This window comes from Comamonas sp. E6, assembly GCF_001010305.1.
GTDB lineage: Bacteria > Pseudomonadota > Gammaproteobacteria > Burkholderiales > Burkholderiaceae_C > Comamonas > Comamonas thiooxydans.
On the sequence record NZ_BBXH01000007.1, the window covers coordinates 109,089 to 130,583 of the forward strand.

Annotated in this window: 21 protein-coding genes; 8 read left to right on the forward strand and 13 right to left on the reverse strand. The window is 63.1% G+C overall.

What is annotated here, in order from left to right; translation table 11 throughout:
- Nucleotides 1-48: 48 nt before the first annotated feature.
- A complete protein-coding gene (locus CSE6_RS04835; protein ID WP_003066992.1) occupies nt 49-579 on the reverse strand; it encodes a hypothetical protein in 531 nt (176 codons plus the stop codon).
- Nucleotides 580-856: 277 nt separating this feature from the next.
- Here CSE6_RS04835 and CSE6_RS04840 point away from each other — a divergent pair, with 277 nt between their 5' ends.
- Entirely contained in the window at nt 857-1,528 is a 672-nt protein-coding gene (locus CSE6_RS04840; RefSeq protein ID WP_193751090.1) for a DUF924 family protein, read from the forward strand.
- A gap of 5 nt (nt 1,529-1,533) precedes the next feature.
- On the opposite strand, the gene CSE6_RS04845 is transcribed toward CSE6_RS04840, so the two are convergent.
- From CSE6_RS04845 to CSE6_RS04880, 8 genes are all read right to left on the reverse strand, one after another.
- The gene (locus tag CSE6_RS04845; protein WP_034350912.1) at nt 1,534-2,637 is read right to left on the reverse strand and encodes an acyltransferase; all 1,104 of its coding nucleotides are present in this window, start codon (nt 2,635-2,637) and stop codon (nt 1,534-1,536) included.
- 435 nt (nt 2,638-3,072) lie between these two features.
- On the reverse strand, nt 3,073-3,843 hold the full coding sequence (locus tag CSE6_RS04850; RefSeq protein WP_034405649.1) for a sterol desaturase family protein: 771 nt from the start codon (nt 3,841-3,843) through the stop codon (nt 3,073-3,075).
- Nucleotides 3,844-3,893: 50 nt separating this feature from the next.
- Entirely contained in the window at nt 3,894-4,856 is a 963-nt protein-coding gene (locus CSE6_RS04855) for a transporter substrate-binding domain-containing protein (RefSeq protein ID WP_059440147.1), read from the reverse strand.
- A gap of 155 nt (nt 4,857-5,011) precedes the next feature.
- Nucleotides 5,012-5,848 (reverse strand): tRNA-uridine aminocarboxypropyltransferase, encoded by an 837-nt coding sequence (locus CSE6_RS04860; protein WP_059439995.1) that lies wholly within the window; start codon nt 5,846-5,848, stop codon nt 5,012-5,014.
- An 81-nt stretch (nt 5,849-5,929) separates the two neighbouring features.
- On the reverse strand, nt 5,930-6,712 hold the full coding sequence (locus CSE6_RS04865; protein ID WP_059440148.1) for a hypothetical protein: 783 nt from the start codon (nt 6,710-6,712) through the stop codon (nt 5,930-5,932).
- Nucleotides 6,713-6,784: 72 nt separating this feature from the next.
- Nucleotides 6,785-7,396: a class I SAM-dependent methyltransferase gene (locus CSE6_RS04870; RefSeq protein WP_045839361.1), complete on the reverse strand. Its 612-nt coding sequence runs from the start codon at nt 7,394-7,396 to the stop codon at nt 6,785-6,787.
- 163 nt (nt 7,397-7,559) lie between these two features.
- Nucleotides 7,560-7,802: a hypothetical protein gene (locus CSE6_RS04875; protein ID WP_019042688.1), complete on the reverse strand. Its 243-nt coding sequence runs from the start codon at nt 7,800-7,802 to the stop codon at nt 7,560-7,562.
- Nucleotides 7,803-8,055: 253 nt separating this feature from the next.
- A complete protein-coding gene (locus CSE6_RS04880; RefSeq protein ID WP_034350925.1) occupies nt 8,056-8,430 on the reverse strand; it encodes a VOC family protein in 375 nt (124 codons plus the stop codon).
- A 103-nt stretch (nt 8,431-8,533) separates the two neighbouring features.
- Here CSE6_RS04880 and CSE6_RS04885 point away from each other — a divergent pair, with 103 nt between their 5' ends.
- The 3 genes from CSE6_RS04885 to CSE6_RS04895 all read left to right on the forward strand — a co-directional run bounded on the left by CSE6_RS04885 (nt 8,534) and on the right by CSE6_RS04895 (nt 11,232).
- Nucleotides 8,534-9,109: a flavin reductase family protein gene (locus tag CSE6_RS04885; RefSeq protein WP_034405657.1), complete on the forward strand. Its 576-nt coding sequence runs from the start codon at nt 8,534-8,536 to the stop codon at nt 9,107-9,109.
- 247 nt (nt 9,110-9,356) lie between these two features.
- On the forward strand, nt 9,357-10,175 hold the full coding sequence (locus CSE6_RS04890; RefSeq protein ID WP_059439996.1) for a hypothetical protein: 819 nt from the start codon (nt 9,357-9,359) through the stop codon (nt 10,173-10,175).
- Entirely contained in the window at nt 10,168-11,232 is a 1,065-nt protein-coding gene (locus tag CSE6_RS04895; protein ID WP_045839359.1) for a PAS domain-containing protein, read from the forward strand. The genes CSE6_RS04890 and CSE6_RS04895 overlap by 8 nt, the downstream gene beginning before the upstream one ends.
- 904 nt (nt 11,233-12,136) lie before the next feature.
- On the opposite strand, the gene CSE6_RS04900 is transcribed toward CSE6_RS04895, so the two are convergent.
- Entirely contained in the window at nt 12,137-13,144 is a 1,008-nt protein-coding gene (locus CSE6_RS04900) for an NAD(P)-dependent alcohol dehydrogenase (protein WP_059439997.1), read from the reverse strand.
- A gap of 163 nt (nt 13,145-13,307) precedes the next feature.
- Between CSE6_RS04900 and CSE6_RS04905 the strand changes: the two genes are divergently transcribed.
- Nucleotides 13,308-13,706 carry a helix-turn-helix domain-containing protein gene (locus CSE6_RS04905; RefSeq protein WP_193751091.1) on the forward strand — a complete coding sequence of 133 codons (399 nt, stop codon included), beginning with the start codon at nt 13,308-13,310 and terminating at the stop codon, nt 13,704-13,706.
- 102 nt (nt 13,707-13,808) lie between these two features.
- Here the strand turns inward: CSE6_RS04905 and ycaC are convergent, their stop codons facing one another.
- Together ycaC and CSE6_RS04915 are read right to left on the reverse strand one after the other, a co-directional pair.
- A complete protein-coding gene (gene ycaC, locus CSE6_RS04910) occupies nt 13,809-14,438 on the reverse strand; it encodes an isochorismate family cysteine hydrolase YcaC (RefSeq protein WP_059439998.1) in 630 nt (209 codons plus the stop codon).
- Nucleotides 14,439-14,520: 82 nt separating this feature from the next.
- Nucleotides 14,521-15,429 carry a pirin family protein gene (locus tag CSE6_RS04915; RefSeq protein ID WP_034350940.1) on the reverse strand — a complete coding sequence of 303 codons (909 nt, stop codon included), beginning with the start codon at nt 15,427-15,429 and terminating at the stop codon, nt 14,521-14,523.
- A 131-nt stretch (nt 15,430-15,560) separates the two neighbouring features.
- On the opposite strand from CSE6_RS04915, the gene CSE6_RS04920 reads away from it, so the two are divergent.
- Nucleotides 15,561-16,472, forward strand: a complete 912-nt coding sequence (locus tag CSE6_RS04920) for a LysR family transcriptional regulator (RefSeq protein ID WP_080747040.1) — start codon at nt 15,561-15,563, stop codon at nt 16,470-16,472.
- 61 nt (nt 16,473-16,533) lie between these two features.
- Here the strand turns inward: CSE6_RS04920 and CSE6_RS04925 are convergent, their stop codons facing one another.
- Nucleotides 16,534-17,019 carry a glutathione peroxidase gene (locus CSE6_RS04925; protein ID WP_059439999.1) on the reverse strand — a complete coding sequence of 162 codons (486 nt, stop codon included), beginning with the start codon at nt 17,017-17,019 and terminating at the stop codon, nt 16,534-16,536.
- 266 nt (nt 17,020-17,285) lie between these two features.
- Here CSE6_RS04925 and CSE6_RS04930 point away from each other — a divergent pair, with 266 nt between their 5' ends.
- Nucleotides 17,286-19,760 (forward strand): penicillin-binding protein 1A, encoded by a 2,475-nt coding sequence (locus CSE6_RS04930; RefSeq protein WP_059440000.1) that lies wholly within the window; start codon nt 17,286-17,288, stop codon nt 19,758-19,760.
- A gap of 160 nt (nt 19,761-19,920) precedes the next feature.
- Nucleotides 19,921-21,411 carry a sodium/proline symporter PutP gene (gene putP, locus CSE6_RS04935; protein WP_193751092.1) on the forward strand — a complete coding sequence of 497 codons (1,491 nt, stop codon included), beginning with the start codon at nt 19,921-19,923 and terminating at the stop codon, nt 21,409-21,411.
- Nucleotides 21,412-21,495 lie beyond the last annotated feature (84 nt).

Sequence of the window (21,495 nt, forward strand, 5' to 3'; positions counted from 1 at the left end):
AAAAGCCCGCCAGGCAGACGCCTGCGGGCTTTTCTGTCACCTGGCAGCTCAGCGCTTGCTGCCCGCACTGGCCTTCTGCACCAGGGCCACTGTCAGTCCCTGGGCGGTGACGGTGATGGCGCCAGGCTCCATGGCCAGCGCATCCACCAGGGCCAGATCCTGGTCCTGCAACTGATAGAGCACTACCTGACCCATGGCCTGCTCAGCCAATGCCGTGGCATAGGTGCCCAGCATATCGCTGAGCGCGGGCGACAGCCCGTCCATGCTCAGCTGGTTGACCTTGATCTGGTAGGCGCGCAAGGTGCGGTCGGTGGGCTCATAGCGCAGTGCGAAATCGACATTGAGCAGGCCGCTGTACTGCTCCTTGAGCACCTTGCCGCTGAGCTCGGCCGGGATCACGGCGTTGAGCATATTGCGCTCGGGCAACATGCTCAGCTGCGGCGCCTTCAGGTCCAGTTGCAGCAAACCCGCCACGGGGAACTGCCTGGGGAAACGCCTGGCCAGCATCTCCTGCAGCTTCTGCTGGCTCACGCTCACGCTGCTGGGCACGGACTTGCCCGAGCAGCCCGTGGCAGCCATTCCCAATCCCAACACTGTCACCGCCAACCATGCGCGCCGATTCATCACGACCACCGAACTCCGTAAAACCTGATTCAAAACCCATGCAAACACTTGATAAACCAACGCTGTCAGCTATGGTTTTTGATCAATCCATTGTCTCTGAGCCTGCTATTCCACAGAGTCTCGATGGGTGTTCGCAGTTCCCTATCTGATGCAATCTGCAGGTAAAAGACTGTTATCTAACGTCCGACGCCATCCAGGGTTGACTGTCAACGCTAGCGGCAGTGCATGCACAATGATTTGCATGACTGCAAATTCCCTTCCCGTCAGCCATGAGGCGCTGACCGCCGCCGCCCAGGACACCAGCCTGCCCGACCAAGTTCTGACCCAGTGGTTCGGCAGCCCCAGGCCTGGCAATGCCGATGCCCTGAGGCACAAGGCGCAGTGGTTCACCAAATCGGCGGCCTTCGACGAGGAGCTGCGCCAGCGCTTTGGCACTGCCGTGGAAGCCGCCCTGGGCGGTGCACTGCAGCACTGGGCAACCCAGGGTCCATGGCAGCAGCTGGCATTGGTGATCCTGCTGGACCAGTTCACGCGCAATATCCACCGCAACACTCCCAAGAGCTTTGCCGGTGACGCGCAGGCCCTGGCACTGGCGCTGCAGGCAATCGACGCCGGCAGCGACCGGCTGCTGCCCGAGGTGGTCCGCGTCTTTATGTATCTGCCGCTGGAGCATGCCGAAGACCCGGCCATGCAGCAACGCAGCGTGGCCGCCTTCGAGGCTTTGCTGCAGAGCGCCACGGACACCGAATTGCGCGAATATCTGGCCGGCACGCTGGACTACGCCCATCGCCATCAGGTGGTGATAGAGCGCTTTTGCCGCTTCCCGCACCGCAACCACATTCTGGGCCGCGCCAGCACCGCCCAAGAGGCCGAGTACCTGGCCCAGCCCGGCTCAGGCTTCTAGAGCAATCACGAGCCGCGCGTAGCCTCGCGCAGCGCGGGCTCCTGGCGCGCCTGAGGCTGGCGCTCAGGCTTCTTGCTCGCTCCCAGATCGCGGTGGCGCATGGCCCAGCGCTCCACCGTGTAGAACGACAGTGCCGACAGCGCGGTAGAGATCAGCAGGCCTGCGACCACGGTCACGGGCCAGGAGTAATCGGCGCGCAGATAGCGCACCACCGGGTAATGCCAGAGGTAGATGCCATAGGACAGCTGGCCCAGCTTGATGAGCACCGGTGCCGTCAACATCTCATAGACCAGTCCCGCGGGCTTTTGCACGGCCAGCAGCACGACCAGGGCCGCGCATTCCACCACCGTGATGCCCCAGACCATGGCGTGCTGGTTGTCCCACTCCAGCTCCATGATCAGCGGTACGGCCAGCACAAACCACATGGTGTAGGCGCGCAGCGACTGCAGACGCTCTACCCATTGCGGGCGCTCCATCATCAGCGCCGCTAGCAAGGCGCCGGCCAGCAGACCCGAGGCCCGCGTGTCGAAGCGGAAAAAGATTTCGTAGAACTGCTGGCCCTGCACCACCCAGAAGATGCGCCACAGCGTACTCAGCAGCCACAGCGCCGCAAGCGGCGCCCAGACTCGGCCAGGCGTGGCCTTGCGCAGCAGCAGAACCAGCAGCGGCGGCCAGATCAGATAGAAATGCTCCTCCACCGACAGCGACCACATGTGCAGCAGCGTGTCCGGACTGTCGAAGAAGGCAATGCCGTAATCGGCCAGATAGAGAATGGAGACCAGGGCGTCCGAATAGATGTCCGTGAGATCGGGCCAGATAAAAGGCGCGAACACACAGTAGGCTCCAAGGAACAGCGCCAGCGCAGGCATGAGCCGGAAGAAGCGGCGACGGTAAAAGCGCCAGTAATCGAGCTTGCCATGCTGCCGATACTCCATCAGCAGCAAGGAGGTGATCAAAAAACCGCTGAGCACGAAGAACAGATCGACGCCGAAGAAGGCGCCATCGAACATCGGGGCATGTGCATGCGAGAGCAGCACCAGCACAATGGCTATGCCTCTCAATCCATCGAGCGCTGGGTTGTAGCGCAGCTTGAACGCCGACTCCACCAAAACCGGACACCTTTCCTTTCGCCCAGGCACGGGCCGGGCTTGCAGACAAACAATCACAGCCATGCACAAGACATGGCTGAAGCAGTATTCAGAGTTTGAGCAAAGAGGCAGTAACAGCTCTTTGCAGCGACCCGGGGGTCACTGAGCGCATGAAAACGCGCTCGGGGGTGCCGGAACCTGGCAGGCGATTTGTCTGCTTCAGCTCACTGACGGTGAGACGGCAGATTGTTATGGATGCCCACAGCCAGACGGCTTGGCGTCTGTTGACAGGTGAACAGACCGGGCCAATTTGAACAGATTTTTGCCACCGCCCCAAACCAGGGGCAGAGCTTGCCGGGCTCTGGCAGGGTCTTGGCAAGCCGTGTTAACAATTAAGAACAAAAACAGCATGCCGAGCTCCACCCATCAGCATCATCAGCTATCAAATTCGAAGCTTCAGGATGACTTGCGGCGCCCGCAGGCGGGCGCACTCTGGTGAACATCGCGCCACAGCAGCATCTCGGCCACGCGCTCGGACTTGTCGTCATCAAAGCCCAGCTTCTGCGCGCGCTCGGCGGGGTTGGTCCAGGTGCCGAACAGCATGTCCCACAGCGGCAGACCGTAGTTCTGCGCATGGTGGCCATGCTGATGGTGCACGGTATGCATTTCCGGGCGCTGCAGCACATAGCCAAGCCAGCGCGGCGTGCGCATGTCGGCATGGGTGAACAAGTCGAAGGCCGCCGTCAGTCCCAGGGCCACGGCCGCCGCCGCCGGGCTGGCACCCAGCACCCAGTAGCTGGAGATCACGCTCAGCAGCATGGCAGCGCAGGAGTCCAGCGGGTGGGCGTAGAACGAAGTCAGCACCTCGATGCGGCGTGCGCTGTGATGCAGCTGGTGGAACACGCGCCACAGCAGATCCGAGGCATGGGTGGCGCGGTGCCACCAGTAAAAGACAAAGCTGGTGATGAAAAAACTCAGCAGCCCCACCAGCAGCGGGTTCCAGCGTGCCCCCACATCGAAAAGCGCATGCTGGCGAATGCGCTCCTCCAGCAACCAGCCCAGAACCAGCGTGCAGACCAGCGTCAGCGCGCCCAGGGCGCTGCTGTAGATCAGCCAGCGCCGGTCGCAGAGATTGCGCGAGGCGGGCGCAATCACCTCGCGCGTGAAGACTGCCACGAACAGCAGCGCAATCAGCGGATAGACCAGGTACTCCAGCACGGCAATCATTCCCCTTGAGGTTTGCCATGCAGTCTATCGACTGGCGCCGCTCCAGTGCTTTATTGGGGCAATACGAACTGCTCCAGCGGCGTGTCGTTGGGCGCGGCCAGCTGTTTCTTGAGCACCTCGCCCATGGGCAGGTTCAGATTCACGTTCTTGGGCGCAATGGGCTGCATGAACCACTTGGCGTAGAGCTTTTGCATCTCGCCCGAGCGGATCATCTGCAAGATGGCGCCGTCCACGGCCTTCTTGATCTGCGGGTCGTTCTTGCTGAACTGGATGGCAATCGGCTCGGCACCAATCACCTCGCCCACGATCTTGTAGCCCTTGGGATTCTTGCTCTGACCGATCACGCCGGCCAGCATGTTGTCGTCCAGCACAAAGGCATCGACGCGGCCCGACTCCAGCATCAGAAAGCTCTCGAACTGGTCCTTGCTCATCAGCGTCTTGAAGTTCAGCTCGTTGTCGCTGGCGTATTTGCGCAGAATCTGCACCGCCGTCGTGCCCGTGATGGCGCCCACATTACGCCCCTGCAGCTGCTTGAAGGAGGTGATGCCCGAGTCGGCACGCACGGCCATGCGCACCTCGCTGACATAGGTGGTCAAACCAAACGCCACCTGCTTCTGGCGCGTGAGGTTGTTGGTCATGCTGGCGCAATTGAAATCGGCCGTGCCGTTGTTGATCAGCGGCATGGTGTTCTGCGGCGTCAGCACCATGTACTTGATCTGGGCCTTGGGCGCGATCGCATGCACCACGCGCTCGCAGAGGTCCATGTGATAGCCGACGAACTTCTCGTTGGCACCGATCGCGTAGGACATGGGGACAGCGGCTTCGCGCACGCCCAGCACCACGGTGCCGCCGGCCTGCCAGCGCTGCAGCGTGGGCGATGCGGACAGATCCACGGCCGTGTCGATATTGGCACCGATAGTGGAACTCGCCGCTTCAGTCTTGCCCGCAGCCATGGCCGAACCCGCACATACCAGCGCTGCTGCCAGCCCAACCCATTTCAAGGACATGCCCATCATCCACTCCCAAAAACAAAAGCGCCGAGACCCCTGGTCATCGGCGCTCATCACCAACCCGATCCGGCACACACCTCATGCAGTCATGAGGCCCTGGCCCGATTGTCCTTGTTCGCTTATTGCTTTGAGTGGAATGCTTATGCCTGCACTGCGCTTCATGCGTCGCGTTTGGCGGGGGCGGCCCCCATCAGTTCACGCAGGCGCTGGTGGGCGCTGCTGGCCTCATCGACCGGCTGCTGGTGCTTGGCCTGCAGATAGCGCTCGGTAAACACCCCCAGATAGCTCTCCAGTACCTGGCCGGCCTGCACATCGCCGGCATCGCCCACCAGCTCCAGACACAGCGCCGCCACCTCGCTGGTGCAGAAATGGTCGTCGCGCTTGGATCTGCGCAATTGGTAGCGAGAGATCAGATCCGGGTGCAGGCTGAGCACGGGAAAGCCATCGAGATACGGGCTTTTGCGAAACATCTTGCGCGCCTCCGACCAGGTCGCGTCCAGCAGTATGAACAGCGGGCGTCTGCCGGGCTGCAGCGCACGGCTGTCGCCGCCGTCCAGCGTCTCCAGCACACGCTCTGCAGGCTCTGCATATTCACCGGGGAAGACCACATAGGGCTGCCATTGCGGATCGGCCAGCAAGGCCTCCAGCTGGGGGGCCAGTTCGGTGCGCGACCAGCCAAAGGCATGGGTGTCCTGCACCACGTCGGCAATCAGCCAGCCCGTGTTGCTGGGCTTGAGCGGCTCGGCATCATGCATCAGCAGGCAGAAGGCCGCGCGCGTGGCCAGCTCGGGGCGCAGCGCGCACATGCAGTGGGAGGGGCGCAAACGGCAGCCCTCGCAGCGCTCGCCCTTGGGGCCGCCACGCGCCAGAAACGGACGCGTGCTGCGCGCCAGCCGCGCCTGGCGCAAGCGCGAGACGGCATGCGGAGACAGCGTGGAGGCAACGCTTTTCTGCGGAGTCAGAGTGGCGGAGGACAAAGGCGTGGAAGCGGGCAAGACAGACACCAGCAGGTTCGGACAGATGCCCGGATTGTCCCGCCTTTGCCAAATCCAGTGCTGATGCTGCAGGAGCGCCGCTTACTCGCAGCCCCCCTGCTCGAAGGTCGGACCACGGCCAAAACTGAACACCGTGGGTCTGGCATTCCTGAGTCCGGCGGAAATCACGTTCCTGAAGCGATCCGGCTCGCAGTTGAAGCGCGTGTCCAGCACATAGTCGTCGGACTCTGCCTTGACCATGGCATCGCGCCAGGCGGCAGTCGCATCCAGCACCTTGCCGTCCACCATGGGGGCCTGCACCGAATAATTGATGAAGTTGGTCAGGCGCGAACCCTTGGCCTCCAGATACACCACAGGGTCGGCGGCATTGCCGCACAGCGTCAGGCAGTCGGCGTAGTAACGGCTGTCCAGCAAGGGCTCGAAGCCGCCAAAGGTCAGGTCGCCGAGCTTGATATCGGGCTGGCCCTCGGACACGTTCAGCACGCTCTTGAGCGAGAGATTGCAGCTGGGTGCGATATCGATCTCGACAGACTCGATCACCTTGTCGGCCTCGTCGCTGACCAGGGTGATATCGCAGCCATCAGTGCGGAACTGGTGGCGGTGGAATTCCGAGCGCATGGCCGGGCCGGCAATCTTTTGCACATAGGCTAGATTCATGCCTATGGTCTCGGTGCTGAACAACTGGTCGATCACGCGCCTGGCTTCTGCGGCAGGCGGTGCCGGCGCAGGGGCTGGCGCAGTTGCGGGGGCCTGTGCCGAGGGCGCGGCGCCCTCGGTCTTGGAGTCCGAGCAGGCCAGAAGCAGGGCAGCGCCAGCCATGGCAGCGGTCCAGACTCCGCAGCGTTTGATCCAGCGATGAGGCATCTGCATATCCTTGTGAGTTCGCAAGCCCCGCAATATAGGTGCAGGCCCCGAAATCACCAAGAACCAGAGGCTTCAGCCCCCAACGCACTCCAGTTCGAACAGCGGCATATCGGCCTGACGACTCAGCCATACGCCGCCGCCCAGCTCCTTGAAGTTAGGCTGCAGGCCGCGGCGGTACAGCTCAGCGCGGTGGCGATACAGGCGCGGGTCGGTCAGTTCCTCGTCGATGATGTCGCGCTCGTAGTCCTCGCGTGCCACAGCCTCGATGTAGAGCCCGCCGCGCGACAGCCGGCCCAGATTGGCCAGCGCCTTTTTCAGGTCAGTCGGACTCAGATAGGGCAGCACGCCCTGGCAGATCACCAGATCGAAAGGCTGGCAATCTTTGGGCTGCCAATCCACCACCGAGCCCTGCTCCCAGCCATAGCGCTCGCACAGATAGGGACTGAACTCCACGCCCTGATACTGCACGCCCGGAAAGTGCTTTTGCACCGCCTCGCGCCACAGGCCTATGCCGCAGCCCACATCAAGCACCCGCTGCACGGGCACGCGCAGATACGCAAGATACGAGCAGACAAACGCACCCAGCCGCCGCGCGTGCTCGGGGTCGATCACGCTGGTCTTTTTGTCAAAGTAAAAGCGCTGGTAATACGCCTCGTCAAACCACTCGTTGCTTGCTGATTGCACGCAGCCTCCTTCAAAAAACAAACGGCGCCCGAAGACGCCGAAACTTCAAAAACCGACGCTGACTCAGGAAAGAGACAGCCAGCAAGGGCCTGGGCGGCCCCGCCGCCCCGCAGCGATGGCTTTCGTCCCCCGCCGGGGCAAGGCGCGCAGCGCCTCAGGGGAGTTAAATTCTGCCGACCACGGACCAGCCCTTGCGCTGGTCCTGCTTGTTGTTCTCATAGTCCCACACCGTGCCGCAGCGCTCGCAGACATAGCGGGTCACCGTCGCCGTGGTCGAGCCGCGCTCCTCCTTGCGGTTGCCGCGCTGCATCAGTTCGGCATGGCCGGGGGCTTTGCGCCAGTTGCGCTGAATGCCGGCACAGGCGTCGCACAGATGGTCTTCGGCAGGAGTGGTGGTGTTGGTCATGAAAAAACTACTGAATGTGGTGCAGGCCCCGGACATACGCCCGCGCTGCAAAGCAGCCATTGTGCCGCCTGCCCCGGTTTTGCACCGGCAGCGGGCACAGCATCACCGCTTGCAGGTCGGGCATGACCGCACTCCATGTTGCCGTTCGTGGTTCAAGGCCTTGCCCTGCAAGCGCAGACAGCTCCTGTTTTTGATCCCCTCCACTGAAGATAAAAAAAGGCCGCTTGCGCGGCCCTGGTTCAGGCAGCCTGGATCAGACCTTCGCGGGGCGATAGGCCAGGCAGATCTTGTTGCCGTCTGGGTCGCGCAGATAGGCCAGATACATGGAGTCGCCGCGCCAGCCCGGCGCGTCCTCGATCGACACACCACCCGCTGCCAGGCCTGCCGCATGGGCCGCATTCACCTGATCGGTGGACTGGGCCAGAAAGCCCGTGGTCGCACCATTGCCCGAGCTGGCCGACTCGCCGTTGATGGGCGTGGAGATGGCAAACACGCCCGTGGGGCTGCGGTAGAAGAAGCGGTTCTTGTTGGCAACGCCGGGCGCAATGCCCAGCTGACCCAGCAGCGCGTCGTAAAAGCGCTTGCTGGACTCCAGATCATTTACACCCAGCATGATGTGGCTAAACATGGTTGTCTCCTGGAAAAGCCCTGTTTCGGGCGAAGATGGGAAATCAGCAAGCCATCGTAACGGGAGCTTGCCGTCCTCTTCTGTCACCCATATTCAGCCCGCCATGCTGCCAGACCATTTCACCCCGGTTCCCCTGGACAAGTCCTACCGCCTGCTCAACCACGGCCCCACAGTCATCGTCTCGGCCCAGCATGCGGGCGAGCGCAATGCCATGAGCGCTGCCTGGGCCTGCGCGCTCGATTTCGCACCGCCCAAAATCAGCGTGGTGCTCGACAAGGCCACGCGCACGCGTGCGCTGGTCGAGGGCAGCAGCCTCTTTGCCGTGCAACTGCCCACCGTGCCCCAGGCCGCGCTGACGGTGGGCATAGGTACGGACAGCGCCGTCACCGAACCCCACAAACTCGTCAAACATGGCGTGCAGCTTTTCGACGCACCGGGCTTAGCTGTACCGCTTGTAGCAGGCTGCGCCGCATGGCTGGTCTGCAAGCTGATCCCCGAGCCACACAACCAGCAAAGCTATGACCTGTTCATCGCCGAAGTCGTCGCCGCCTGGGCCGACGAGCGCGTGTTCCGCAATGGACACTGGGAGTTCGGCTCCGCGCCTGCCGAGCTGCGCACCCTGCACTATGTGGCGGGCGGGCAGTTCTTCGCGATTGGCGAATCGGTGCTCGTGAAATAGAAGCTCTCATGGCCGCATCGCTTATGTATCAAGCGCCGGCAGCTATCAAAATAATGCGAACTTTGCCGTGACGGCCACCGACACCCTCAGGCGCCCCGGCCCGCAGCACCTGCACACCCGGGTCTTTGTAACCGCCTTGATTTAGACTGCATCACTGACTGACATATCAAACAACCCATGACTGCAGGTGCCGTACCTCCGCACAGGGCAGCGGTCTCTGCTATCAATCACCGTGAAGTGACAGGCAATGGCGCAAGAGTTTTTTGATCCCGTGCTGTTCATCAAAGAAGATGCGCCGACGTCGGTCGATCTGTCGCAGACACCGTTTTTCTGCAATATCCACGGGTTCCCCCACTATTGCGCAGAGCCGCCCACAGGCTTGCAGCTGCTTGAGCCTGCAACCAGTGACCCCACGGCCGTCATCGGCAACGCATACCGCGTCCTTTCTGCGACCACCACCCACCCCGACCCCAAGTACGGCAATCAGACCAGACTGGATTTCCAGGCCGATCAGGTCGAGTACGAAGCCATTGCAGTCACGCATCAAACTGCAGCGGCGTTCGGCATGACGCTGATCGAGCCGGGCCAGGGAATTCGCATCACCAGCCCCCAGCCACATCTTTCGCTGGTCGACTATGAGTACGGCATGTTTGCCGGACACCGCTCCCCCTATGAGGGAACCGGCTACCGCTTGCTGGGCAAGGTCTGCACCGACCTCGAGCATCACGATTTCCCGCATGTCTTCACCTCCATCGACCCTCACCTGCCGCTGGTGATTTCGGTGGGAAAGTACTGGCCACAGCAGCAGAAAATCTGCCTGGCAGACCTCTGGCTGCCGCGCGGTATGGCCTTGTATGTGCCGCCCCGGCCCAGCCTGCCCGGACAGACCTGCCTGGATCTGCACGGCAACCGCAACTCGGCCCTGGCCTGCTGGCGCGGGATAGAGCGCTCCAGCGTCAAAACCCAGACCCTGCTGCAGACCGAAGGCGGCTATTTCTACTGGTTCTGGAACGAGCTGCCCACCACCCACCCTCTTCTCGATCTGACAGGAGCGTCCCATGCTTGAAGCCCGCCCCCGCCTGCGCACCCTTGAACCCGACACGGACAACGGCCTCTACCAGACGCTGCTGGAATCCACCCTGGCGATTCCGTTCAAGATTGACTGGACCACGAAGAAATACAGCTATATCGGCCCGCAGATCGCTGATCTGCTGGGCTGGAGCCCCGAGAGCTGGGAGACCGTGAACGACTGGGCCGAACGCATCCACCCCGACGAGCGCGAGCAAACCGTCTCGCGCTGCGTGGAGCTGTGCCTGGCGGGTGTGGATCACGAGGCCGAGTACCGGGCGCTGACCAGCGACAACCGCTTTGTCTGGGTCAAGGAGGTCGTGCATGTGCTCTGCGACGAACAGGGCCAGCCCACAGCGCTGATCGGCTTCACCTTCGACATCACCGAGCAGAAAAAATCCGAGCATTTGCGCGCCGAACTGGAAGCCCAGAAGCTCTCCAACGCGCGCCTGCAGGAGCGCCTGCGCCTGACCCACGACCTGCACGACGGCCTGGGCGGCGAGCTGGTCCATATGATTGCTTCCGTCGAGCAGGGCAGCGATGCCATGACCCGGCCCCAGGTACTGTCCATGCTCAAGCTCATCCGCAACGATCTGCGCCAGAGCATAGACAGCAACGCCTCGGCCCAGGTGCGCGTGCCAGCCACTCCACAGGAATGGCTGGCACCCTTGCGCCGCCGCTTCAACGATCTGTTCGAGGCCCTGGGTGTGCGCTGCGACTGGCAGTTTCCGCAAAGCTGGAGTCAGCCGCCTAACGCGCTGCAATACCTGGCTCTGACCCGGCTGATCGAAGAGGCACTGACCAATGTCATCAAGCACAGCCAGGCCCGCCATGTGCGCCTGTCCCTGGTGCAACCGCAGGCGCAGGAGTTGCTGCTGGAGATCGAGGATGACGGCGTAGGCTTTGATGTGCAGGCCGTGGATGCATCGGGTCTGGGCGTGGGCATGCGCTCCATGGCCGTGCGCATTGCGCGGGTCGGCGGACTGCTGGGGATTGAGTCGTCGCCGGGGCGGACTGCTTTGACGGCGCGGGTGGTGTTGGGTTCTGAGGATTGAGTTTTTGGGCTATGGGACTTGCCTAGCTTGCGGCTATAGCTATTCTTTTTAGCGCTTTGCTTGGTTTGAGTTCAGAGGGCGGGTCTCGGCCCGGCTGTCTGGGTCCCTGCGCTTCAAGTGCCGACAGCTGTCAAAACAGCGTTTGCTATGTCGTTAACGACAGGAGCCGGGATTTCGCCCCGGCTGGCGAGTTACTTTCGTGTTCACGCACGAAAGTAACCAAAGAACGTGGCCCGACTGTCTGCGGCCCTGCACTTCGCTGCGGGCAAACCTGCGTCACGCCATTCGCGCTGCGGTGCCGCCCAACTCGCTGCGCGGCATGCCGCTTCGCTCACACATACGGCGGCAAGTCAGAATACGATGCAACGCTGTCCTGCGGCAGCGTTGCCCGCAGCCCGAACCGCGTGCCGCAGGCGCAGACACACGGGTGGATGCGGGCGGCCTGCGAGAGCTATGAGCAAATCGGGCTGTAACGCTTATTCAGCAAACGCAAGCAGCTATCAAAAGCACAAAGAAGCTATTCCGCATTTGGTATTGCCCCTTGTGCCCACGCCTGTGATGGCGGCCTCTTGGTGCTGGCGGCTGCACCGTAGAGTGCAGACGCTTCAACTTCAAATCTGCGGCAATCTGTTTGAACGGAGCGCTGAAAGCGCGCAGTGAGTTTTGCCGCAAGCAGCAAGAGGTTGACGGCGCAGGTTGCCCCGTAGCGCAGCGAAGGGGACGTGGGCAGCAGGGGCTGTGTTCTTTGCTCACTTTCTTGGGGGCGGCCTTCCGTCACAAGCAAGAAAGTGAGTCGGCAGGCGGGCCGAGACCCGCCCTCTGTCCATCAATCGGGCATGTCGTTAAAAGCAAAAACTCAAGCCAAATCAGCCTTTCCCCAAGGCAGACCAAGCGCCATCAGCGATCAATACTCGAGGCAGATCTTGCCGAAATGCCTGCCCGCTGCCTGATGCTCGAAGGCCGCCACCATCTGCTCCAGCGGATAGCGGCTGTCGATCACGGGCTTCCAGCCGAAGTTCTCCAGCGCGCGCACCATGTCCTGCTGCTGCTCGCGGCTGCCGACGATCAGGCCCTTGAGGGTTTGCTGCTTGCGCATCATCTCCACCGTGGGCACGGCGCCCGCAAAGCCGGTCAGCACGCCGATCAACGCGATATGGCCGCCGACGGCACAGGCACGAATGGACTGGGGCAGAGTGCCCGGGCCGCCGACCTCGACCACGATATCGGCACCGCGACCGCCGGTGGCTGCCAGCACGGCGTCGCCCCATTCGGGCTGGTCCTTGTAGTTGATCACCAGATCGGCTCCCAATGCCTTGAGCTGCTCGGCCTTGGCCGCGCTGGAGGTGGTGGCGATGACGGTGGCGCCCATGCTCTTGGCCATCTGCAGCGCAAAGATGGAGACGCCGCCCGTGCCCAGCACCAGCACGGTGTCGCCGGCCTTGAGATGGCCGTCCACCACCAGTGCGCGCCAGGCCGTGAGGCCGGCCGTGGTCAGCGTGGCGGCCTCGGCATGGCTCCAGCCCTCGGGGGCATGGGTAAAGCTGGTGGCGGGCAGGTTCACGAATTCGCGTGCAAAGCCGTCCACGCCGTCGCCGGGCACGAGCTGGAAGTCGGAGGGCACGTGACGGCCCGACAACCATTGCGGGAAGAAGGTGGAGACCACGGCATCGCCCACGGCAAATTCCTTCACACCTGCGCCCACGGCCGTGACCAGGCCAGCACCGTCGGCCATGGGAATGCGGCCGTCGGCCGCCGCGCCGGGGCGGCGCACCACACCCAGGTCGTGGTAGTTGAGCGAGCTGGCGTGAATGCGTACCTGGATCTCGCCGACGGCGGGTGCCGCAGGTGCAGGCAGGTCGACAAGCTTCAGGTGCTCGAAACCGCCGGGGGCGGCCAGTTGCATGACTTTCATGGAGTGCTCCTCAAGAAGTGAAACAGATGCTCTGCATGGTGCCGCCAATGCACGTCAGCCGCCAGTACCAACATATTTGTTGGGTAGTATTAAAAATGTAAGTAATGCATGGGCGCTGGCTGGCGCTACGATGCTTGCAGTCCGGAACTGCAGCGAGGTGATCATGAAGCGATTGAACAGCAAGAGCGGCTGCGCCGTGGAGGTGACGCTGTCCGTCATGGGTGGCACCTGGAAGCCCATCATCCTGTTCCAGCTGCTGCATGGCAAAAAGCGCTTTGGCGAACTGAGCCGTGCCATCCCCGGCATCACCCAGCGCATGCTGACACTGCAGCTGCGCGAGCTGGAAGAAGCCGGCATCGTCGAGCGCACGGTGCATGCCGAAGTGCCGCCGCGCGTGGACTATGCACTGACCGAGCTGGGCCGCAGCCTGCAGCCGGTGCTGATTGCCATGCGCAACTGGGGCATCGCCTACAGCCAGAACTTTGCTCAGGCCGAGCCCATGCATGACGCGGATCAGAACGGCGCAAGCTGCCTGCCGGAATTGAAGCAAAAACAGGCTTGAGCGCTTACCAATCAAGCGTTTAAAGCTATCAATTTCAATAAATCAACAGCAGAAAGCCCACAGGCTGCAAAGCCTGCGGGCTTGGGTGTGAAACCGCCGCGCTTATTTGCTGGCGGTCAGCGTGGTGTAGCTGTTGATCAGATTGCGATAGTCGGGGATGTGGTTGGAGAACAGAGTCCCCAGCCCCTCGATGTCGTTGCGCCAGTCGCGGTGCAGCTCGCAGGCCGCGCCGAACCAGGTCATGAGCTGGGCGCCGGCCTGCTCCATGCGGCTCCAGGCGGCCTGCTGGGTCATGGAGTTGAAGGTGCCCGAGGCATCGGCAATGACGAACACCTCGAAGCCTTCAGCCAGGGCAGACAGCACGGGGAAGGCCACGCAGACCTCGGTCACCACGCCGGCGACGATGAGCTGCTTCTTGCCCGTGGCCTTGACGGCCTTGACGAAGTCCTCGTTGTCCCAGGCATTGATCTGGCCGGGACGCGCGATATAGGGGGCAGTGGGGAATTTTTCCTTGAGTTCGGGCACCAGCGGGCCATTGGGGCCGTTCTCGAAGCTGGTGGTCAGGATGGTCGGCAGCTTGAAGTACTCGGCCATGTCGGCCAGGGCCAGCACATTGTTCTTGAACTTGTCGGGGTCGATATCGCGCACCAGGGACAGCAGACCGGTCTGGTGGTCGACCAGCAGCACGGCGGCATTGTCTTTGTCGAGGCGAACGTAAGGCTTTTGGCTCATGGGAATCTCCTTCAAGAGTGGAGGTGGGTGAAAGCCGGCGGGCGCGCCCGCCGGTGGGAAAACTCGATACCGTGCGACCTGCTCAGGCCGCAGCGCCATGGCGCTCGACCGCCGGGATGCGGCCGAACTGGCCGCTGCGGAAGTCCTCCAGCGCCTGCTGGATTTCCTCGTCGCTGTTCATGACGAAGGGGCCGTAGCCGACCACGGGCTCGTCAATCGGTTCACCCGACAGCCACAGCAGCGTGACGTCGCTGTTGGCTTCCAGATGCACGCTGTCCGCAGCGCGGTCCATATGCACCAGCTGTCCGGCGCGGGCAATCTCCTGTCCGTTGACCAGCAGCGTGCCGTGCAGCACCACCAGCGCCAGCGTGTGGCCGACCCGGGCCTGCAGCTCGGTCGCGGCCCCGGCGTTCAGCCGCACATCCCAGACATTGATGGGCGTGAAGGTTTTCGCCGGGCCGCGATAGGCGGGCCCCTTGCTGCCACGGTAGTCACCGGCGATGACGCGCAGATGACCCGCGTCATCGGGCAGAGCGACCTGCGGGATGTCGGCATTCAGCAGGTTCTGGTAGCCGGGGGCGGACATCTTGTCCCTGGCTGGCAGGTTGACCCACAGCTGCACCATCTCCAGCGGTCCACCGCTGCGTGCAAAGGCTTCGGAGTGGTACTCCTCGTGCAGGATGCCCGAGGCCGCCGTCATCCACTGCACATCGCCGGGGCCGATGGTGCCGCCGGCGCCCGTGGAGTCGCGGTGGGCCACTTCGCCCTCATAGACGATGGTCACGGTTTCGAAGCCGCGGTGCGGGTGCGTGCCTACGCCGCGCCGCGCCGTGGTGGGCGTGAAGCTCTGGGGACCGGCGTGATCGAGCAGCAAGAAAGGGCTCAGGGCCTTGCCGTGGTCGCCATAGCTGAACAGCGAGCGCACCGGAAAACCGTTGCCCACCCAGTGGGGACGGGGAGCTTCGTAGACACCCAGGATTTTCTTGAGCATGACATTTCTCCTTGCGGCTGGCCTGCAGTCCCTATGGAGACCGCAGGCGTTGAACATGGAGAAAGTATGAATTTGGAACGATAACTTGAGTAGTCCACAATATTCAGCCTCAGAGTTCTATTTTTAAAACGATGAAGCTGCCAGATCTCAACGAGCTCTACTACTTCGCCCAAGTGGTCGAGCATGGTGGATTCGCGCCTGCAGGCCGCGCCCTGGGCCTGCCCAAGTCCAAGCTCAGCCGCCGCGTGGCCTTGCTCGAAGAGCGCCTGGGCGCGCAGCTTTTACTGCGTTCCACGCGCAGCTTTGCCGTGACCGAGGTGGGCAAGCGCTACTACCAGCACTGCCGCGCCATGCTGACCGAGGCCGAGGCCGCCGAAGAGTCGGTGGCGCTGGTGCATTCCGAGCCCTGCGGCAAGGTGCGCATGAGCTGCCCCGTGGCCCTGCTGGCCTCACGCGTGGGCCGCATGCTGGGCGAATTCATGCGCCTGTATCCGCGCGTGGAGCTGCAGGTGGACGAGACCAACCGGCGCGTGGACGTGGTCGGCGAAGGCCTGGATCTGGCCCTGCGCGTGCGCCCGCCGCCGCTGCAGGACAGCGATCTGGTGTTGCGCACGCTGGCCGAGCGCCGGCAATGCCTGGTGGCCGCACCCGAGCTGCTGCAGCGCCTGGGTCAGCCCGGCGGCCCCATGGACCTGTCGGCCTGGCCCAGCCTGGACATGGGCGGCGTGCAGGAAACCCACCGCTGGGTGCTGCACGGCCCCGACGCCGTGCGCGCCGAGGTCAGACACCAGCCGCGGCTGGTGACGCAGTCCTTGCTGGCCCTGCGCGACGCGGCCGTGCTGGGCGCCGGCGTGGTGCAGTTGCCCAATATGTTTGTGCGCGAGGAGCTGCGCAGCGGCACGCTGGTGCAGGTGCTGCCAGGCTGGCAGCCGCGGCCCGAGATCATTCACGCCGTCTATGCCTCGCGTCGCGGGCAGCTGCCGGCCGTGCGCGCGCTGCTCGACCATCTGGCCCAATCCTTCAGCGCCCTGTCCGAGGACTAAGCGCCAAAAACGGCTGCAGCGCTTATCGAGCAAGCGCTGGCTGCTATGGATTGCAAGTCTGTCAGACCAGGGCCGCCTCGATATCGTCCGCCAGCTTCTCGGGCTTGTCCTGAGGCGCGTAACGGCGTATCACCTGCCCGTCGCGGCCCACGAGGAATTTGGTGAAATTCCATTTGATGGACTTGGTGCCCAGCACACCCGGCGCTTCAGAGGTGAGCCAGCGGTACAGCGGATGTGCACCGTCGCCGTTGACCTCGATCTTGTGCATGAGCGGGAAGCTGACGCCGAAGTTCAGCTCGCAAAAGCTCGCGATCTCGTCATCCGAGCCTTTCTCCTGGGCACCGAACTGGTTGCAGGGAAAGCCCAGCACCACTAGGCCCCGGTCCGCATACTGTTCGTGCAGTGCCTGCAATCCCTTGTACTGGGGCGTGAAACCGCAGGCGCTGGCGGTATTCACGATCAGCAACACCTTGCCCTGGTACTGCGACAGAGGGACGCTGCGCCCCTGGATGTCGGTGGCTTCAAAGTCATAAACGCTGTTTGCCATGCTGCTCTCCCGCCAATGCGAAGCCGCAAGCTTAAGGCAGTCGGCAACTTGTCTCACAGCTAGAAACAACCCTGCATAACCGCGCCACGGAGACAATACCGGGGCTGCGACCATAGAAAAACCGATCCCCGCAAGCAGAGCGCCTGTTTTTTGGGCATTCTTCGCAGTCTTGCCTTCTTGCGGCCCTTGGCGGGCTGCCTTGCCACGTGCGTTTGTCCTTGAAAGATTTGAAAGAAAAATGGGTAGCTCAAGCCACAGCTCTGTGGATGCGCGCTCGCGCCAGCACTGCCGGCCAGCGCATTGCGGCCCTGCCCTGGTGGCGTCGCTGGCCGACGCGGCGTGAATGGCTGTGGTTTGCCGCAGCCTTGCCGGTGCTGTTTGTCGTCTATGTGCTGCTGCTGATTCCGTTCACGCCCAGCATCAGCGACATCCGCAAGGCCAAGCTCGAGCAACCCGCGCAGATCCTGAGCGCCGACGGCAAGCTGATCGGCGAGTTCAAGCGCAGCAACCGCCAGTGGGTGCCGCTGGAGCAGATTTCGCCCGCCGTGGTCAAGGCCCTCGTGGCCACCGAAGACCACCGCTTCTACGAGCACCACGGCATGGACTTCACGCGCACCGTGGGTTCGGTCATCCATACGCTGGGCGGCAATCCCCAGGGCGGCTCCACCATCACCCAGCAGCTGGCGCGCAATCTCTATCCCACGGAAATCGGCCGCGCCCGCAATGTGAACCGCAAGCTCAAGGAGGCGATCACGGCCTTCAAGATCGAAGCGCTCTACACCAAGGACGAGATTCTCGAAACCTATCTGAACACCGTGCCCTTTCTCTACAACGCCTATGGCATAGAGATGGCGGCGCGCACCTATTTCGACAAACCGGCGGCCAGGCTCACGGTGCTGGAAAGCGCCACGCTGGTGGGCATGCTCAAGGGCAATGCCTATTACAACCCGGTGATCAACCCCGACCGCGCGATTGCGCGGCGCAACACCGTGCTGAGCCAGATGGTCAAGCGCGGCGAACTCAAGGACGATGAGTTCGAGCGCCTCAGGAAACGCCCCATGCGTCTGGACTTCGAGCGCCAGGAAGAACCTACAGGCATGGCGCCGCATTTTTCCCAGCAGCTGCGCAAATGGCTGATCGCCTGGGCCGACAAGCACGACTACAACATCTATACCGACGGCCTGGTCGTGCGCACCACCCTGGATTCGCGCCTGCAGAACTGGGCGCAGCAGGCCGTGAACCGCCAGATGCATACGCTGCAAGGCATTGCCAACAACAACTGGAGTCACCGCGACGGCTGGAGCGCAGAGAACGCGCTGGTGCTGCAGCTGGTACGCGAGACGGAGGCCTTCCGCAAGCTCGCCAGAAGCGGCAAACCTTCCGACATCAGCGAGGAAGAGGCACTCAAGAAGCTGCTGGCCGACAAGACCTTCATGAGGCAGCTGCGCGAGGACAAGACCCGCGTGCAGGCCGGCTTTCTGGCCATAGACCCGCGCACCTCGGCCGTACTGGCCTGGGTGGGCAGCCGCGACTATGCCCAGGATGCATTCGACCATGTGGCCCAGGCACGCCGCCAGCCCGGCTCCACCTTCAAGCCCTTTGTCTATGGCGCAGCCCTGCAGCGTGGCGCCAGGCCCGAGGACACACGCAATGACGAAGCCGTGGAAATCCAGCTGCCTGGCGGCGAGGTATGGCGTCCCAGCGATGCCGTCGAGCCCACGGGCGTGCCCATGAAACTCGGCGACGCGCTGGCCTATTCCAAGAACACCATCACGGCCGAGCTGGGCCAGGAAGTGGGCATGGACCGCGTCATCAAGCTGGCCCGCGGCCTGGGCGTGCGCCAGAGCCCGCTGGAGTCCGTGCCTTCGCTGGCACTGGGCTCCAGCCCCGTCACGCTGCTGGAAATGGTCAACGCCTACGGCAGCATTGCCAACTCCGGTCGCTACATACCGCCCCAGCTGGTCACCCGTATCGAGAATGCCGACGGCGAGCTGCTGGCCGAATTCACCCCGCCCAAGCCCGATCAGGTCTGGGACGAGGAAGAGAACTACGGTCTGCTGGAGATGATGCGCGCCGTGATCGACAAGGGCACAGGCCGCGCGATTCGCAAGCAATACGGCATTCGCGCCGACGTGGCCGGCAAGACCGGCACCACCCAGGGCAATGCCGACGGCTGGTTCATCCTCATGCACCCGCAGATCGTGGCCGGTGCCTGGGCAGGCTTCAACGATGCACGCATCACGCTCAGGAGCGACCAGTGGGGCCAGGGTTCGCGCAGCGCCCTGCCCATGGTGGGTGACTTCATGTCGCGCGCCATGCGCAGCCCGCTGCTCAATGCCAAGGCCCGGTTCACCGAGCCCAACACCAGCCACTGGTGGAGCGATCTGGTGGGCCGTCTGCGCGACAAGGTTCAGGAATGGAGCGGGCCCGCAGATGAGGGCAACGACCCTGATCGCACAGCGCCGACAGCTCCCGCCCATCCAGCGCCCAACAGAAGCAACGGCAGCGAGGTGGACATCATCGAGAGCACGCCCGCTGCACCGCCCTCGACAGGCGGCCAGCCCGCGCCAGCCGACAGCAGCGCCCAGCCGCCTGACCTCGACAGCAGCCCCGGGCTGGCTCCCGGCGAGATGATGTCTGCGCCTGCACCGAGCAAAGCCCCCGCGCCTTCAAGCTGGAGCGATATAGGCACACCACTGCCGCCTGCGGCGCCACTGAATGCGCCGCAGGACAGCCAGTAGCGCGGTTTTCAGCCACATGCCCCACTGGGCTGTCGAATAACTGGTCCAATTGCAGACTGATACCCGCCAGCAGGTCTCCCACCAGGAGGCCGCTGGCGGATTTGTTTTCGCCGGGCATGTAACCCACATGCCGATGGCGCTGCGCCGATCCGGAGCCGACATGACCGCCAATACGCCAACCATAGTCACCTTTGCCATCTACCTGCTGGGCATGCTGCTCATCGGTTGGGCGGGATACAAAGCCACGTCCAACCTGTCCGACTACATCCTGGGCGGGCGCAGTCTGGGCTCGGTGGTCACGGCCCTGTCGGCCGGGGCATCGGACATGAGCGGCTGGCTGCTCATGGGCCTGCCCGGGGCGGTGTTTGCCACCGGCCTGTCGGCCTCGTGGATTGCCATCGGCCTGTGCGTCGGTGCCTGGCTCAACTGGCGCTTTGTGGCGGCACGCCTGCGCGTCTATACCGAAAAGGTGGGCAATGCGCTGACATTGCCCGATTACTTCACCAACCGCTTCGAGGATGGCAGCAGTCTGCTTCGCATCGTCACCGCGCTGGTGATTCTGGTGTTCTTCACCGTCTACTGCGCCTCCGGCGTGGTCGCCGGAGCCCGCCTGTTCGAGTCCATGTTCGGCATGGACTACCAGACAGCCCTGTGGGTGGGTGCCGTGGCCACCATGGCCTATGTGTTCATCGGCGGCTTTCTGGCCGTGAGCTGGACCGACACCATCCAGGCCTCGCTGATGATCACCGCACTGATCCTCGCGCCGCTGATGGTCATCTATGCCGATGGTGGCGTGGGTGCCAGCGCGGCCATCATCGAAACTGCGCGCAGCGGTGCCTTCGACATGTTCCAGGGCCAGGGAGCGATCGCCATCGTCTCCTTACTGGCCTGGGGTCTGGGCTACTTCGGCCAGCCCCATATTCTGGTGCGCTTCATGGCGGCCGAGTCGATCAAGACCATTCCCAACGCGCGCCGCATCGGCATGAGCTGGATGATGCTGTGCCTGGGAGGCGCCGTGGCCGTGGGCTTCTTCGGCATTGCCTTCTTTGCCAGCCGCCCCGATATTGCGACAAACGTCAACGGCAACCATGAACTCGTGTTCCTGGAAGTCGCCAAGTTGCTGTTCAACCCCTGGATCAGCGGTGTGCTGCTGGCCGCCGTGCTGGCGGCCGTGATGAGTACCCTGTCCTGCCAGTTGCTGGTCTGCTCCAGCGCCCTCACGCAAGATATCTACAAGACCTTTTTGCACAGGAACGCCAGCCAGAAGCAGCTGGTCTGGTTCGGCCGTGCCATGGTGTTCGCGATTGCCGTGATCGCCATCCTGATTGCGCAGGACCCCAAGGCCAAGGTGCTGGGCATGGTCAGCAATGCCTGGGCCGGCTTCGGCGCCGCCTTCGGCCCGCTGGTGCTGATCTCGCTGCTCTGGGCCCGCATGACACGCAACGGCGCGCTGGCCGGCATGGTCGTGGGTGCGGTCACGGTTCTGGTCTGGCAGCATTACCAGTGGTTCAAGCTCTATGAGATCGTTCCCGGATTTGCGTTTTCCGCTATCGCAATCATAGTGGTCAGCCTGCTGGACAAAGCGCCTTCGGCCACGATCACGGCCAAGCACCGCGAGGTGGAGGCTGAAATCGCTGCCCACGGCGAATAAAAGCTGCCACGCCCCTGCCAAAGCCCTGTCCGGCCATGCCGACAGGGCTTTTTTGTCGTCGAAAACCGCTCGACAGACTGCACA

Excerpts from the sequence above, each read along its gene's own strand:
- CSE6_RS04835 (WP_003066992.1), bottom strand. The coding sequence starts at position 579 with ATGGCTGCCACGGGCTGCTCGGGCAAGTCCGTGCCCAGCAGCGTGAGC.
- CSE6_RS04840 (WP_193751090.1), top strand. The coding sequence starts at position 857 with ATGATTTGCATGACTGCAAATTCCCTTCCCGTCAGCCATGAGGCGCTG.
- CSE6_RS04850 (WP_034405649.1), bottom strand. The coding sequence starts at position 3,843 with ATGATTGCCGTGCTGGAGTACCTGGTCTATCCGCTGATTGCGCTGCTG.
- CSE6_RS04855 (WP_059440147.1), bottom strand. The coding sequence starts at position 4,856 with ATGGGCATGTCCTTGAAATGGGTTGGGCTGGCAGCAGCGCTGGTATGT.
- CSE6_RS04865 (WP_059440148.1), bottom strand. The coding sequence starts at position 6,712 with ATGCCTCATCGCTGGATCAAACGCTGCGGAGTCTGGACCGCTGCCATG.
- CSE6_RS04875 (WP_019042688.1), bottom strand. The coding sequence starts at position 7,802 with ATGACCAACACCACCACTCCTGCCGAAGACCATCTGTGCGACGCCTGT.
- CSE6_RS04880 (WP_034350925.1), bottom strand. The coding sequence starts at position 8,430 with ATGTTTAGCCACATCATGCTGGGTGTAAATGATCTGGAGTCCAGCAAG.
- CSE6_RS04885 (WP_034405657.1), top strand. The coding sequence starts at position 8,534 with ATGCTGCCAGACCATTTCACCCCGGTTCCCCTGGACAAGTCCTACCGC.
- CSE6_RS04890 (WP_059439996.1), top strand. The coding sequence starts at position 9,357 with ATGGCGCAAGAGTTTTTTGATCCCGTGCTGTTCATCAAAGAAGATGCG.
- CSE6_RS04895 (WP_045839359.1), top strand. The coding sequence starts at position 10,168 with ATGCTTGAAGCCCGCCCCCGCCTGCGCACCCTTGAACCCGACACGGAC.
- CSE6_RS04900 (WP_059439997.1), bottom strand. The coding sequence starts at position 13,144 with ATGAAAGTCATGCAACTGGCCGCCCCCGGCGGTTTCGAGCACCTGAAG.
- CSE6_RS04905 (WP_193751091.1), top strand. The coding sequence starts at position 13,308 with ATGAAGCGATTGAACAGCAAGAGCGGCTGCGCCGTGGAGGTGACGCTG.
- ycaC (WP_059439998.1), bottom strand. The coding sequence starts at position 14,438 with ATGAGCCAAAAGCCTTACGTTCGCCTCGACAAAGACAATGCCGCCGTG.
- CSE6_RS04915 (WP_034350940.1), bottom strand. The coding sequence starts at position 15,429 with ATGCTCAAGAAAATCCTGGGTGTCTACGAAGCTCCCCGTCCCCACTGG.
- CSE6_RS04920 (WP_080747040.1), top strand. The coding sequence starts at position 15,561 with ATGAAGCTGCCAGATCTCAACGAGCTCTACTACTTCGCCCAAGTGGTC.
- CSE6_RS04925 (WP_059439999.1), bottom strand. The coding sequence starts at position 17,019 with ATGGCAAACAGCGTTTATGACTTTGAAGCCACCGACATCCAGGGGCGC.
- CSE6_RS04930 (WP_059440000.1), top strand. The coding sequence starts at position 17,286 with ATGCGCGCTCGCGCCAGCACTGCCGGCCAGCGCATTGCGGCCCTGCCC.
- putP (WP_193751092.1), top strand. The coding sequence starts at position 19,921 with ATGACCGCCAATACGCCAACCATAGTCACCTTTGCCATCTACCTGCTG.